This window comes from Mycobacterium sp. ENV421, assembly GCF_002887815.1.
GTDB lineage: Bacteria > Actinomycetota > Actinomycetes > Mycobacteriales > Mycobacteriaceae > Mycobacterium.
In genome coordinates, this window is the sequence record NZ_PDHO01000010.1 from 13,875 (window position 1) to 26,228 (window position 12,354).

Genomic DNA, 12,354 nt, shown 5'->3' on the forward strand with positions numbered 1-12,354 from the left:
GTTGGGAACACCGGCGCCATGTTGATTCGCAGAGTTGCCCGGCCAATGTTGGCAGCGGTGTTCATCGGCCAGGGATTCGAAGCGCTCAAAAGCCCGAAGCCGGCCGCCGAAGCGGCCCGCCCGGCGCTCGAAGGTTTGCAGAAGCTTCCCGAACCGGTCAGCGCCAATGTGCCCAGCGATCCGGAGACGCTGGCGAAGATCACCGCCGCCGTTCAGATCGGCGGCGGCCTGCTTCTCGCGTCGGGTCGTCTGCCCCGGGTGGCCTCAGCGGCGTTGGCGGTCACCGTGATTCCTGCCAACCTCGGTGCACACATGTTCTGGGATGAGCCCGACCAACAACTCAAGGCCGAGAAGCGCCGGGCGTTCCTTACCGATATGAGCCTGCTCGGTGGTTTGATCATCGCCTCGGCCGACACCGCCGGGAAGCCGTCGCTGGGCTGGCGTGGACGCCGCGCGGCCCGCAAGGTCAGCGAAGCTGTCTCGAGCAGCCTGCCCGGCTCGAGCCACAGCCTGCTGGACAACGATCTGCTGGATCGGGTCGGCCCCAAGGTGGGCCACGGCCTACAGGTCGGCGCCGAGCGTGGGCGTGAGCTGGCGCTGACCGCCGGTGAGCGCGCTACTCCGCTGTTGGAGACGGCACGTAAGCGCAGCGCCGAGTTCGCCGAGATCGCCCGTGAGCGTGGCGCCGAACTGGCCGAGATCGCCAGTGAGCGCAGCGCCGAACTGGCCGACGTCGCCCGCAAGCGCGGCGCGGATTTCGCTGATATCGCCGGTGAGCGCGGCGCGGAGCTGGCCGACGTCGCCCGCAAGCGCGGCGCCGAGTTCGTCGACGTCGCGAGGGATCAGAGTGGTGAACTCGTCGACACCACACGCGCACGGGCACGCAAGGCCAACAAGAAAGCCAAGAAGGAAGCCAAGAAACTGGCCAAGCGCTGAGGCTCGTCGATCGCACCGCGGGCGTAGCCCCTGCTGTGTCCGGCCCGGAGGGTAGATTGGGCCGGACTTATTTCAGCGGGAGGAGCAAGCAATGACCACCGGTGACAACGATCCGAACGCGTACGGTCCGCCCGGGGGTTATCCCCCGCCACCTCCGACGGGACAGCCGGGGAGTTATCCGCCGCCGCCCTCGGGATATCCCCCGCCACCGCCCGGGCAGCCCGGTGGGTACGCCCCGCCCCCGCAGAATTTCTACGGTCAGCCGAGTTACGGCGGCGGCTTTCCGCCGCCGATGCCTGCCAGTGGCCAGCCGGGCGGGCTGGGCATTCGGTTCGCCGCGCGTCTGATCGACGGCATCATTGTCGGCATCGTGTCCTTCGTGCTGGCCTTGCTGCTCGATGCCACCAGCAACATCCTTGTGACAGGGCTGTTTTCGGGCGTGCTGACGTTTGCGTACTTCGTGGTTTTCGAGGTGACTCAGGGCTGGACTCCGGCCAAGAAGATCCTGGGCTTGAGCGTGCACGGCCCCGGGGGCGCACCCAAGCCGACCGCCCAGCAGTCGGCGATCCGTAACTCGTTCACGCTGCTGTCGGTGATCCCCTACATCGGCGGTCTGTTGGGCGTCATCGCCTACATCGTGATCGCGGTGACGATCAACGGCAGCCCGACCAAGCAGGGCAAGCACGACGAACTCGCCGGCGGAACCCAGGTCGTCAAGGCCTGACCGCCCGCGATCAGATCACCAGACCGAGCAGCAGGACGACGATCAGGCCGGTCACTGACAGCACCGTCTCCATCAGTGACCAGGTCTTGATCGTCTGACCCACGGTGATCCGGAAATACTGGTTGACCAACCAGAATCCGGCGTCGTTCACGTGGGAGAAGAACAGCGAACCGGCTCCCACGGCCAGCACGACCAGCGATACCTCACTGTTGCCGAGGCCTTCCACCAACTGGAGCACCAGCGCGGAGGCGGTGATGGTGGCGACCGTCGCGGAGCCCGTCGCCAGCCGGATCAACACGGCCAGCACCCAGGCCAGCAGGATCACCGAGACGTTGGCGGTCTTGGCCCAGTCGGCCAAGAGTGTGCCGATGCCGCTGTCGACGAGGACCTGTTTGAAACCGCCACCCGCGGCGACGATCAGGATGATGCCGGCCACTGGGGGCAGACCCGATTCGACGCATTTCATCACCTCGGAACGGCTCATGCCCGCGCCGCCACCGAGGGTGAAGATACCGACGATCACCGCGATCAACAGCGCGACCAGCGGGGTACCAAGAACGTCGAAAGCGACTCGGAACCATTGGTTCTCGTCGTCGATGAAGATGTCGACGAGTGCCTTGCCGAGCATCAGCACGACGGGGAGCAGCACGCTGAACATGGTCACGCCGAACGACGGCCGGCGGCTACCGCGGTTCTCGTCGGGAATGACCTCGGCCTCCGGGCCGGCAGCGCGTAACGCGGCCGCACCCGAACCGAAGGTGTCGGGCGCCTCGACCACGACCCAGCGCCCGGCCAGCTTGCCGAACAACGGGCCTGCCACGATGATCGTCGGGATCGCCACTGCCACGCCGAGCGCCAGCGTCAGACCGAGGTCGGCGTGCAACAGGCTGATCGCGGTCAGCGGTCCCGGGTGCGGCGGCACGAAGCCGTGCATTGCCGAAAGGCCGGCCAGTGCCGGGATTCCCACGGTGATCAGAGACAGCTGGGAGCGCCGCGAGACCAGGTAGATGACGGGCATCAGCAGGACCAGGCCGATCTCGAAGAACATCGGTAGGCCGATGATCGCACCCACCAACGCCATCGCCCATGGCAGCGCGCGCGGCGATGCCCGCCCGACGATGGTGTCGACGATTTCGTCCGCGCCACCGGAGTCGGCCAGAAGTTTGGCGAACATCGCGCCAAGGGCGATCAGGATGCCGACACCCGCGGCGGTGGAACCGAAGCCGTCACTGAAGGATTTCAGCACCTTCTCCAGATTTTCCCCGGCGACGATTCCGACGGTCAGCGCACCGAAGATCAAGGACAGGAACGGGTGCAGGTGCAACACGGTGATCAGAACGACGATCACCGCGATGCCGGCGAGGAAGGCCAGGATGAGTTGCCAGCCGGGCGCGACCGGTGTCGCCAGTTTGGGCGCTTCGGCCAGGAGGGTGGCGTGCAGGTTCATCGGCGTCACTTTCCTTCAGCGTGGGATACGTAGCGGTCGACGATCGAATCGATGCTCTGATCGACGTCGATGCTGATGCCGTCTTCATCGGCATCGAGGGGTTCGAGCGTGTCGAATTGCGAGGCCAGCAGGCTTGCCGGCATGAAATGGCCTGGCCTGCTTGCCTGTCGGCGAGCGATGACTTCCGCGGTTCCGTTCAAGTGCAGGAACTTCACGTCGGCGCAGTGCCTGCGGAGCTGATCGCGGTACGCGCGCTTGAGCGCCGAGCAGCTCATCACACCGCCGCCGGGGTGCTCGGCCAGCCACACCCCGATCGCCTCGAGCCACGGGTAGCGGTCGTCGTCGTCGAGTGGATGGCCCGCGGTCATTTTGGCGATATTGGCGGGCGGGTGAAAGTCGTCGGCGTCGGCGAAAGGCACGCGCAGCCGTTGCGCCAACGCAGCGCCGACCGTTGATTTCCCCGAACCGGACACTCCCATGACGACGGTAGGTGAGGTCATGCCTGCGTCTACCCTGCTGTTCGGCATGTCACACAGCATTCATCAATAGTCATATCTTTGCAATACCAAATCGTGATGAATCTGTTTTTAACTCGCCATGGGGTATCTATGACAACATGTATGAGTGAGGTCCGAGCCAATCGTCAGCGAGCTGCACAGCAGTGTGCTGACCGCGCTCGGTGAAGCGATCGTCTCCGGCCGCTACCAGCCCGGGCATGTGCTGACCCTCGACGCCGTCAGCGCCGACCACGGGGTCTCCCGGTCGGTGGCACGCGAGGCCATCCGGGTGCTGGAGTCCATGCGAATGGTCGCCCCGCGCCGCCGGGTTGGCATCACCATCCAGCCGTCGAGCGCATGGAACGTGTTCGACCCCAGGGTCATTCGCTGGCGATTGGATGTCGGCGACCGTGCCGCGCAGCTGATGTCGCTGTCGGAGCTGCGTCGCGGCTTCGAGCCCGCGGCGGCGGCATTGGCGGCGCGCCGCGCCGACCCCCATCAGTGCCGGATCATGGCCGCCGCCGTATCCGACATGGTGGTACATGGCCGCTCCGGCGACCTGGAATCATATCTGCTGGCGGACAAGATCTTTCACCGCACATTGTTGGAAGCAAGCGGCAACGAGATGTTCCGGGCGCTCAACGATGTGGTGGCGGAGGTACTGGGCGGACGCACCCATCACGGCATGATGCCCGATCGTCCGAACCCCGCCGCGATCGAACTCCACGACGAGGTGGCACGCGCGATACGGATGCGCGACGAGGCTGCCGCCGAGCGCGCCATGCGGGCCATCATCGATGAAGCCGCCGCAGCGCTGGCCAGTGATCTTTCGGTGCCGGAAGGGAATTAGGTTGCGGGCCTAGCCTGACGGCTGCACGTGGAAGTACATCATCAGGCCTTCTACCTTGGTCACGGTCACCGTGTGCCGCGTCGTTTGGCCCGCCGCCGTCACGTCGCAGTGCGCCTCCGCGCCCTGTTTGCCGTCCAGACCGCCGTCGCAGTCGGCTGAGTCCACGGCCGCCCCGGCGGATTGGGAGACGGTCTTGGCGACCAGCTTGTCGAGCTGTTCCTTCGATGCGGCGGGGACCATGCTGTAGCTGATCTTCTCACCGTCGATCTTCGTCGCGGTGACCACGAGGTCGAAGCTGTCGGCGCCGTTCAGCAGCACCTCGCAGCGGGTGGTCTTGCCGACCTCGCCCCGCAGATTCTCGGCACAGGTCACGGTTTGTGGCTTCTCACCCGCCTTCTGCAGCCGCTGGGTGATGTCGTTCTCCAGGTCTGTCCTCGACACGGCAAGACCACCGGTGCTGACCTCGAACGAGCATCCGCTCAGCGCGGCTGCGGCGAAACCCGCCGCGGTGAGCCCGGCGCCGAGTCGCGCGATTCCCGTGATGGCACGCATGGTCACCTCCCAGCCGACCGGCGGCGCGGGCGGCCGCACGATGCGAGCAAGATACCAAGTGGTTCACTGTTTCAATGAGCAGAACCCCAGCACTGGCGCGCCGCTTCTTCGACCGTTACGAACCCGTGCACGGCATCACCTACTTCGCGCCAGGTGTGCGAAGTGCGTTCGACGCCATGGGATTCGTCGGATTCTGGCGCGGCTACTTTGCCGGCCGTTCAGCACCGCTGGGTCGGGTGCCGGTGGAGCTGGTGACCGCGACCTTCTATAACTTCTCCGCCGAGAGGGTGGCCAAGGCGATACCGGCAATATGGGATGTCGCCGCACCCGAGGAGATGGTCCGGGTTCGGCAAGACACCGCGGTCGCGGCGCTGCAGGGCTACGGACTCAGTGACGACACCCCGGGAGTGGCGGAGGCCGCCGAACTGGCGGGCCTGGCGGCGAAGACCGCACCGCTGGACGGCCGGCCGCTGTTCGCGGCCAACCGGGCAATGCCCTGGCCGGACACCCCGCTGGCAGCGCTGTGGCATGCCGCGACGCTATTGCGTGAGCACCGCGGCGACGGTCACATCGCCGTATTGGTCAGCGAAGGTATCACCGGCCGCGAATCCAACGTATTCCACGTCGGCGCCGGGGCGGTGCCTGCCGACTTCATCAAACGCAGCCGCGACTACTCCGACGACGAGTGGGACCGGTGCGTTCATTCGCTGCGGGAGCGCGGATTGCTCACTGCCGCAGGTGGTCTCACCGAGGCCGGCCGAACCCTGAAGGAACACATCGAAGTGCGCACCGACAGCCTTTCGCTGCCTGCGCTGGCCGCTCTCGACGACGACTCGGTGGAGCGCTTGTTCCGGGCGCTGACGCCGATCACCCGGAGGGTCGTCGCCGGCGGTGACCTACCCGCCGTGACGCCGATGGCGCTGCGCCGCGACGAACTCGACCACGACAGCGCAGGCCTCTAGGTTTCACCCGCGCGGTACCGGGTCCAACCGGTCAGAGGTTGCGGTTCCACTCCACCCAGCCCGCCCCGGTCCGCCCGTCGGCGGTGTCGACGGTGACCCAGGCCCGCGGGAAGAAGCTGACCTGACCCTCCGGTGCCACCAGCCGCACCGGGGCGTGACCGCGGATATCAACCGTCGTCTGGACCGGACCGGGCAAATAGTCGATGGTCGTCGTCAGCGGTAACCCGTTGTCGGAGAACGTCGCTTCGGCACGCACGGTGGTCGTCTCGGTGACCGGTTCGCCGGCGCGCTGTAGGTAGCCGACGCTGATCGGGTCCATGCCGGGGATGCGCAGGTCGACACCGTGTAGGTGGGTGCCGTCGTCGAGGTGCAGGGCGCTCCAGACCCAGTCCATGCTCCACCAGTCACGAACACCGTGAGAATGATCGCGCTGTCCCGGGACCGCCTCGACCTGGTGCACCCGCCCGTCGATGGTGACGGTTCCGGTCACGGTGCAGGGGATTTCGTAGCGGGTGGTGATGCGATACGCGTACGGAGTCCCGACCGTCGTCCAGGTGAGGTCCATGGCCAACTCGACGGGCCGGCCGGGCTCGTCGCGCAGCAGCGCCGACGGGTCGTCGTATTCCAGTGCGGTACCGCGGACCTCGACGCGGTAGGTCTGCAGCGGGGTGATGGCACCGTGGCGCAGTTCAGCGCCGTCCGCCTTGGCCTCGAGCGGGTCGGCGGGCATCGGCGCCTCGAAGTTCACCAGCGCAACCGTCGGCATATCGGGGCCGCACACGAGCGCGTTGATCCACGCGACGTTCTGGTTGGGCACCAGGCCGAGCCGCAGCCAGCCGCCGATTCCCTGAGCCGGGTCGGCGAAGTCCCAGTACCAGCTCTCGTTCCACAGTGGCTCGTCACCGGGCTGATGGGCACCTTCGTCGGCCGGGTCGGGCGTCAGAGCGCCGGCGGGCGCAGGCGGCGGCAGAATGTCGAGCGCGCCGGTGTCGAGGACATGGCTGGTGTGCCGGTTCAGCATGGTCAGGAACATCTCGTCGCCGCGCTCGGTGCGCTCGACAAGCATCGACGAGACCACCGCCATCATCACCCCGGCGAAGCTCTGCCGTCGGACGCCCTCGCGTACGTCGTCGAGAGTGACACCCGAATCAGGGCCCAGCCCTTGGTGATACGCGCGAAGCAGCTCGTCGTAGTGGGCGCGCCGATCGTCAATAGTGACAGCACATCCGATGAAGTACGCCACGTCGGTCATGGCCGGGCCCCAGGTGACGGTCTGCCAGTCCACGACGGTGAGGTCGCGCCGGGATCCGGGACGGCCGAACAGCATGTTGTCGAGCCGGTAGTCGCCGTGCACCAGGCCCTTGATCCGCTCCGGCAAGGACTCGTCGGCCAGGTAGGCGTCGAAACCACCCGCCAGCCGTTCACACACCTGCCGCTGCTCGGCGGTGATCGCATCACCGTAGCGGTCGGCGAATCCAGCCCAGAGCTGACCGATCAGGGCTTGGTCCAGCGGCGCGGCCCGGGTCAGCCATTCGGCGTCGGCCAGGCTCTCGTTTCCGATCACCGGGGCGTGCAGCCGACCCAGCTCGGTCAGCGCCAGCACAGCGTCTTCGATTGTGGCACCGCGGATTTCGTTACCGACTTCGGCGGGCGCCGCGTCGTCGAGAAGCAGCGCGAAGATCCCCGTCTCGGGGTCGTACGAGTTGTAGTAGCACTCGGCCACCGGACCGCCGAGGCGCGGGGCGACATCGGCATAAAACCTGACCTCGCGCTCGTAGAGTCCCAACGCCATCCCGGTCTGCCTGCTCGTCGGATCGGTCGCGGCGACTTTGAGTACCACCGAGGCAGGTCCCTCGACGTCGTCGGCATACGTCAATCCGACCCGGTAGCACTCACTCATCTGGCCGGTACCGATGCGGTCGACGGTGAACCCGGTGACTGGAAATCCGACGGTGGCGGTCAGCCATTCGGCGGTCAGGTCACTCGGTCGCTCGATGACGATGTCGTTGGTCTGCACGCGACCAACCTAGGACACATCCCTGGCAGCCCGAAAGGTTTTCCCGCCATCTCTTGACGGGTGTCAAATCGGTCCTGGTCAGGCTAGCGGCCGGCCAGGGAGAACCCCGCCCACGCCTCGCGCCGGTGCGGATGGGGGTCGTAATCGACGCGGGTGTGCCGGTCGAACACCAGCACCGGGCGTTCGGCCTCGGTGTAGCGCGGCCAGCCCTCGCCCGGCACGCCGGTGCGGCTGAAATGTCGCCATCTGTTCTGTAGATCTCGGCTGACCTTGAGCGCCGAGCGCCGGTCCATGGCAGCGGTCAGCGCGGCGCCGAACCGGGTCCGGTAGATGTCGAAGACGGCCAGCAGCTCGGTGGCATGGGTGGCGCCAAGCCCCGACCAGTGCAGGGTCCGCGGCGCGTAGTCGTAGCGGTACACATACGTCGGCGCGTGCTGGCCGTGCGCCTCGGCGATCTGCCAAGCAGCGGTTCCGAACGCGAAATCACCCCCGAGCTGGACGCAGGCCGCCGGCCGTGGATAGCCCGGGTAGGCCGCGGTGATGCGTTGGCGCGCTTCGGGTTCCGCGCTCGCCAGCAAGCGTTCGATGGCCGGCTCGGTGGTCGGTAGCAGCTTCATGAACCGGGTGAACAGCTTGCCTTCGTCGGCGTTGGTGCCGACGATCAGCGGCACCTTGTGGATCGCCCCGCGCCGCATGGCGGCGATCGGATCGTCGGGAAGGACGTCGTCGCCGTAGGTGGGGCCGAGCGAGAAGGCACCATCCATATCGGTCATGCTCTCGACCAGCAGCGTGTCCAGCGCGGAGACCAGGTCTCGGGGGCGGGCCCGCATCACGGTTTCGGCGCCGTCGTCTCCGCCGGCCCCGAGCAGGCGGGCGAACTTGCCGGCAATCGTCGCGGCGGTCTCCGGGCCGCTCACCAAACCCGACGCGGGGCTTTCTGAAATGGCCTGTGCGAAAAGGCCTTCGGCTTCCGGCACGGCCAGCAGCGTCGCGACGGCATGCGCGCCGGCACTCTCGCCGAAGATCGTCACGTTGCCGGGGTCGCCGCCGAACGCCCCGATGTTCTCGCGCACCCAGCGCAGCGCCATCACGAGGTCGCGCAGAAACAGATTGCTGTCGATCGGGGTGTCCGGGGTGGACAGCGACGAAAGGTCCACGCAGCCCAGCGCACCGAGGCGATAGTTCACCGAAACGTACACGCAGCCACGACGGGCCAAGGCGGCGCCGTCGTAGAGCGGGGTGGCCGAGCTGCCCATCAGGTATCCGCCGCCGTGGATGAAGAACATCACCGGCAACGGTTCGTGGTCCGGCTCACTGCCCGTCCACTGCGGGGTGACGACGTTGAGCGTCAGGCAGTCCTCGCCCATCGGCTGGTACTTGCCCACGGCCAGCATCGTGTAGCGGCGCTGCTGAGGAGCACAGTTGGCGAAGCCGTGGCAGTGGCGGACGCCGCGCCACGGCTGCGGGGGCTGCGGCGCGCGGAATCGCAGCGCGCCCACCGGCGGGCGGGCGTAGGGAATCGAACGCCACCTGTTGACCCCGTTGCGGACGAACCCCTCGACGATGCCGCTGCCCGTGGTGGCGCGGACGGTGTGTTCGTGCATCACTCGACGGTATCGAACATTGCGCTCCCCGACGCGCCTGACAACCCGATCTGCTGCGGCCCGCTAGCCTGTCGGGATGCGGATCGCCGTGCTGTTCACCGCGTCGCTGCTGGTCGCGGGATGTTCCGGCGCGACAGGCGGTCAAGCGGGCCAAACTCAGCTGACACCGATCACCCCGTCGCGCACGGCCACGTCGTCGGCTGCGCCGTCGTCGTCCACCTCGACCACGGCCACATCGTCGGTCCCGGCACCCGCGGCCGGTGTGCCGATCGCCGACGCGATCCGCTGGATCGAGGCGGCTCCCCCGATCGACGCCGCGCAGTACCACATCGCCCTTCGCGGCGGCGTGACAGCCGACCTCGGCGACGACGTCGCGTTCACGACACCGGGCGGTACCACCTGCATGACGGATGCCAAGCACGGCTCCCCGGGGTTGGCCTGCCTGGTGGAGCTGACCAGCCCGCCGCCGCGGCCACCGGATGTGTACGGCCAGTGGAAGGGCGGCTGGGTCGACTTCGACGGATCGACGGTTCAAGTCGGTTCGGCGCACGGTGATCCGGGCCGATTCGCTGCGGGACAGGGCCGCGAACTGCCTTATGACGCGTCACTGTCGTTCGGGAATTACCGGTGCCGCACCGACGCCAGCGCCTTGGTATGCGTGAATTACGCCCAGCAGTCGGCAGTTCGGCTTGCCGCCGACGGTGTCGACGCGTTCGCATGCGCCCGCCAGGCCACCCCGCCTGCGGGCATCGGCGTGCAGTACGTCTGTTAGTGCGTGTGCGCCGGATAGGCGTGAATCATCGCGGTCGCCAGCTTGGGTACGGCGTGGGTCAGGTCGTGTTCGGCCGCGTGCGCGACCTGATGTGCTTGCGCGAGAGTGAGATCGGGATCGACGTCGAGCTCGGCATCGGCGTGCAGCCGGTGGCCGATCCACCGCATCCGCACACTGCGCACCGCACGCACTCCCGGCCGGGCGGCGAGTGCGGCCTGTGCCGTCTCGACGAGTTCGGGATCAACGCCATCCATCAAGCGGCGGAACACATCCCGGACCGCGGTGCGTAACACCGCGAGGATGGCCACAGTGATCACCAGACCGATGATCGGATCCGCCAGCGGAAAGCCGAGGGCGACGCCGCCGGCGCCGATCACCACGGCCAGCGAGGTGAATCCGTCTGTGCGGGCGTGCAATCCGTCGGCCACCAGAGCTGCGGAACCGATGCGGCGCCCGACCCGGATCCGGTAGAGCGCGACCCATTCGTTGCCGATGAACCCGAGCAGCCCGGCGAGCGCGACCCAGCCGAGATGCTCGATCGGGCGCGGGTGGATCAGACGTCCGATGGCCTCATACCCGGCAACGACAGCGGACAGTGCGATCATCGCGACGACGAACATCCCGGCGAGATCCTCGACGCGGCCGAAGCCGTACGTGTAGCGCCGGGTCGCGGCCTTGGTGCTCAACGCGAATGCGATCCACAGCGGTACCGCGGTCAAGGCGTCGGAGAAGTTGTGGATGGTGTCGGCTGCCAGTGCGATCGACCCGGACACCATCACGATGGCGATCTGAGCCAGCGCGGTGACACCCAGCACCACGAGGCTGATCTTGACCGCGCGGATACCGGCCGCACTGGACTCGAGCGCGCTGTCCAGACTGTCGGCCGAGTCGTGTGAGTGCGGGGCGAATATGTCGGTGATCGCCGCGCGCAGACCGCCATGGTCGTGGTCGTGGTCGTGGTCCCCGGAATGTGCTGCCGGAACGTGCTTTTCGCTGCAGGTCATCGGCTGGTCCCTGTTCGTTGGTCGCGTGCGAGGGGCACGACGGCGGATTCGCTGTTGTGGTGCGACGGCACCCCCGGTCCCGCGTGCTCGGCGTTGTACACCGCATCGGTGACGAGTTGGCGCACGTGGTCGTTCTCCAGGCGGTAGAACACCTGCGTGCCTTCTCGCCGGGTGCGGACCAGGCGGGCCATGCGCAGTTTGGCCAGATGCTGGGAGACTGACGGCGCCGGCTTGCGAACGCGCTCGGCGAGATCGTTGACGCTGAGCTCGCCGTCGATCAACGACCAGAGCAGTTGCACACGAGTGGCGTCGGCCAGCATGCGGAAGACCTCGACGACGAGCAGCACGTGGTCATCGGCAAGCTGCCTATCTGCATTCATACGCAGATAATAGCGGAGCAACGGAACAAAATTGTCCGACCACCGGTTTGGCGTGAGGTGAACGAACACACGCTGGTGGTGTACGCCAACCCTCGCGGACCGGCGTCACGCGCCAATGCGGCACTTCTGCGCGCGGTGACAGACCGGCCGGACACCGAGATTCGAGACCTCACCCCTCTCTACCCGGGCGGCGTCGTCGATGTCACTGCCGAGCAGGCCGCCCTGGAACGGGCGGCTCAGGTGGTGCTGCAGTACCCGACCTACTGGTACTCGCTGCCCGGGCCGATGAAGAACTGGCTCGACCAGGTGATGACACCAGGGTGGGCGTACGGCCCCGGCGCCCCAGGCGTGCTCGCGGGTAAGACGTTGCGGATCGTGACGACCACCGGCGGTGTGACCGAGGACTATCAGCCGGGCCGGCTGCACGGCTTCGAGTACACCGATCTCCTGGCCCCGCTGCACGCGACCGCGCGTCGACTCGGCATGGAGTTCGCCGAACCCTTTGTGCTCCATGGTGTTCGAAACCTGAGCGATGACGATCTCGCCGCCGCGGCGGCTCGATACGAGGGTCTGCTCGCCAAGACGCCGGCCCCGACCGCGTAACGATTT

Annotated in this window: 13 protein-coding genes; 6 read left to right on the top strand and 7 right to left on the bottom strand. The window is 67.1% G+C overall.

Annotated features, from left to right (window positions below; genetic code table 11):
- Positions 1-18: 18 nt before the first annotated feature.
- Positions 19-936, top strand: a complete 918-nt coding sequence (locus CRM90_RS14215) for a DoxX family protein (protein ID WP_102807601.1) — start codon at positions 19-21, stop codon at positions 934-936.
- 91 nt (positions 937-1,027) lie between these two features.
- On the top strand, positions 1,028-1,660 hold the full coding sequence (locus CRM90_RS14220) for an RDD family protein (protein WP_102807602.1): 633 nt from the start codon (positions 1,028-1,030) through the stop codon (positions 1,658-1,660).
- 10 nt (positions 1,661-1,670) lie between these two features.
- Here the strand turns inward: CRM90_RS14220 and CRM90_RS14225 are convergent, their stop codons facing one another.
- Together CRM90_RS14225 and CRM90_RS14230 are read right to left on the bottom strand one after the other, a co-directional pair.
- A complete protein-coding gene (locus CRM90_RS14225) occupies positions 1,671-3,107 on the bottom strand; it encodes a GntP family permease (RefSeq protein WP_102807747.1) in 1,437 nt (478 codons plus the stop codon).
- Between the two features lie 5 nt (positions 3,108-3,112).
- A complete protein-coding gene (locus CRM90_RS14230; protein ID WP_102807748.1) occupies positions 3,113-3,607 on the bottom strand; it encodes a gluconokinase in 495 nt (164 codons plus the stop codon).
- A gap of 124 nt (positions 3,608-3,731) precedes the next feature.
- Here CRM90_RS14230 and CRM90_RS14235 point away from each other — a divergent pair, with 124 nt between their 5' ends.
- The gene (locus tag CRM90_RS14235; RefSeq protein WP_102807603.1) at positions 3,732-4,454 is read left to right on the top strand and encodes a FadR/GntR family transcriptional regulator; all 723 of its coding nucleotides are present in this window, start codon (positions 3,732-3,734) and stop codon (positions 4,452-4,454) included.
- 9 nt (positions 4,455-4,463) lie between these two features.
- Here CRM90_RS14235 and CRM90_RS14240 read toward each other — a convergent pair whose 3' ends face one another.
- A complete protein-coding gene (locus tag CRM90_RS14240; protein ID WP_233209322.1) occupies positions 4,464-5,045 on the bottom strand; it encodes a DUF4333 domain-containing protein in 582 nt (193 codons plus the stop codon).
- Positions 5,046-5,080: 35 nt separating this feature from the next.
- Here CRM90_RS14240 and CRM90_RS14245 point away from each other — a divergent pair, with 35 nt between their 5' ends.
- Positions 5,081-5,968, top strand: coding sequence for an SCO6745 family protein (locus CRM90_RS14245; RefSeq protein ID WP_102807604.1), 888 nt, complete (start codon positions 5,081-5,083; stop codon positions 5,966-5,968).
- A 31-nt stretch (positions 5,969-5,999) separates the two neighbouring features.
- On the opposite strand, the gene CRM90_RS14250 is transcribed toward CRM90_RS14245, so the two are convergent.
- Together CRM90_RS14250 and CRM90_RS14255 are read right to left on the bottom strand one after the other, a co-directional pair.
- Positions 6,000-7,985: a DUF7064 domain-containing protein gene (locus CRM90_RS14250; RefSeq protein WP_102807605.1), complete on the bottom strand. Its 1,986-nt coding sequence runs from the start codon at positions 7,983-7,985 to the stop codon at positions 6,000-6,002.
- 83 nt (positions 7,986-8,068) lie between these two features.
- Positions 8,069-9,589 (bottom strand): carboxylesterase/lipase family protein, encoded by a 1,521-nt coding sequence (locus CRM90_RS14255; protein ID WP_102807606.1) that lies wholly within the window; start codon positions 9,587-9,589, stop codon positions 8,069-8,071.
- A gap of 76 nt (positions 9,590-9,665) precedes the next feature.
- Here CRM90_RS14255 and CRM90_RS14260 point away from each other — a divergent pair, with 76 nt between their 5' ends.
- On the top strand, positions 9,666-10,361 hold the full coding sequence (locus CRM90_RS14260) for a hypothetical protein (protein WP_102807607.1): 696 nt from the start codon (positions 9,666-9,668) through the stop codon (positions 10,359-10,361).
- On the opposite strand, the gene CRM90_RS14265 is transcribed toward CRM90_RS14260, so the two are convergent.
- Both CRM90_RS14265 and CRM90_RS14270 read right to left on the bottom strand, forming a co-directional pair.
- Positions 10,358-11,365 (bottom strand): cation diffusion facilitator family transporter, encoded by a 1,008-nt coding sequence (locus CRM90_RS14265; RefSeq protein WP_102807608.1) that lies wholly within the window; start codon positions 11,363-11,365, stop codon positions 10,358-10,360. The genes CRM90_RS14260 and CRM90_RS14265 overlap by 4 nt on opposite strands.
- Positions 11,362-11,745, bottom strand: a complete 384-nt coding sequence (locus tag CRM90_RS14270) for an ArsR/SmtB family transcription factor (RefSeq protein WP_102807609.1) — start codon at positions 11,743-11,745, stop codon at positions 11,362-11,364. Before CRM90_RS14270 ends, CRM90_RS14265 begins: the two co-directional genes overlap by 4 nt.
- 57 nt (positions 11,746-11,802) lie before the next feature.
- Between CRM90_RS14270 and CRM90_RS14275 the strand changes: the two genes are divergently transcribed.
- Entirely contained in the window at positions 11,803-12,348 is a 546-nt protein-coding gene (locus CRM90_RS14275; protein WP_158249018.1) for an NAD(P)H-dependent oxidoreductase, read from the top strand.
- The last annotated feature ends 6 nt before the right edge of the window (positions 12,349-12,354 follow it).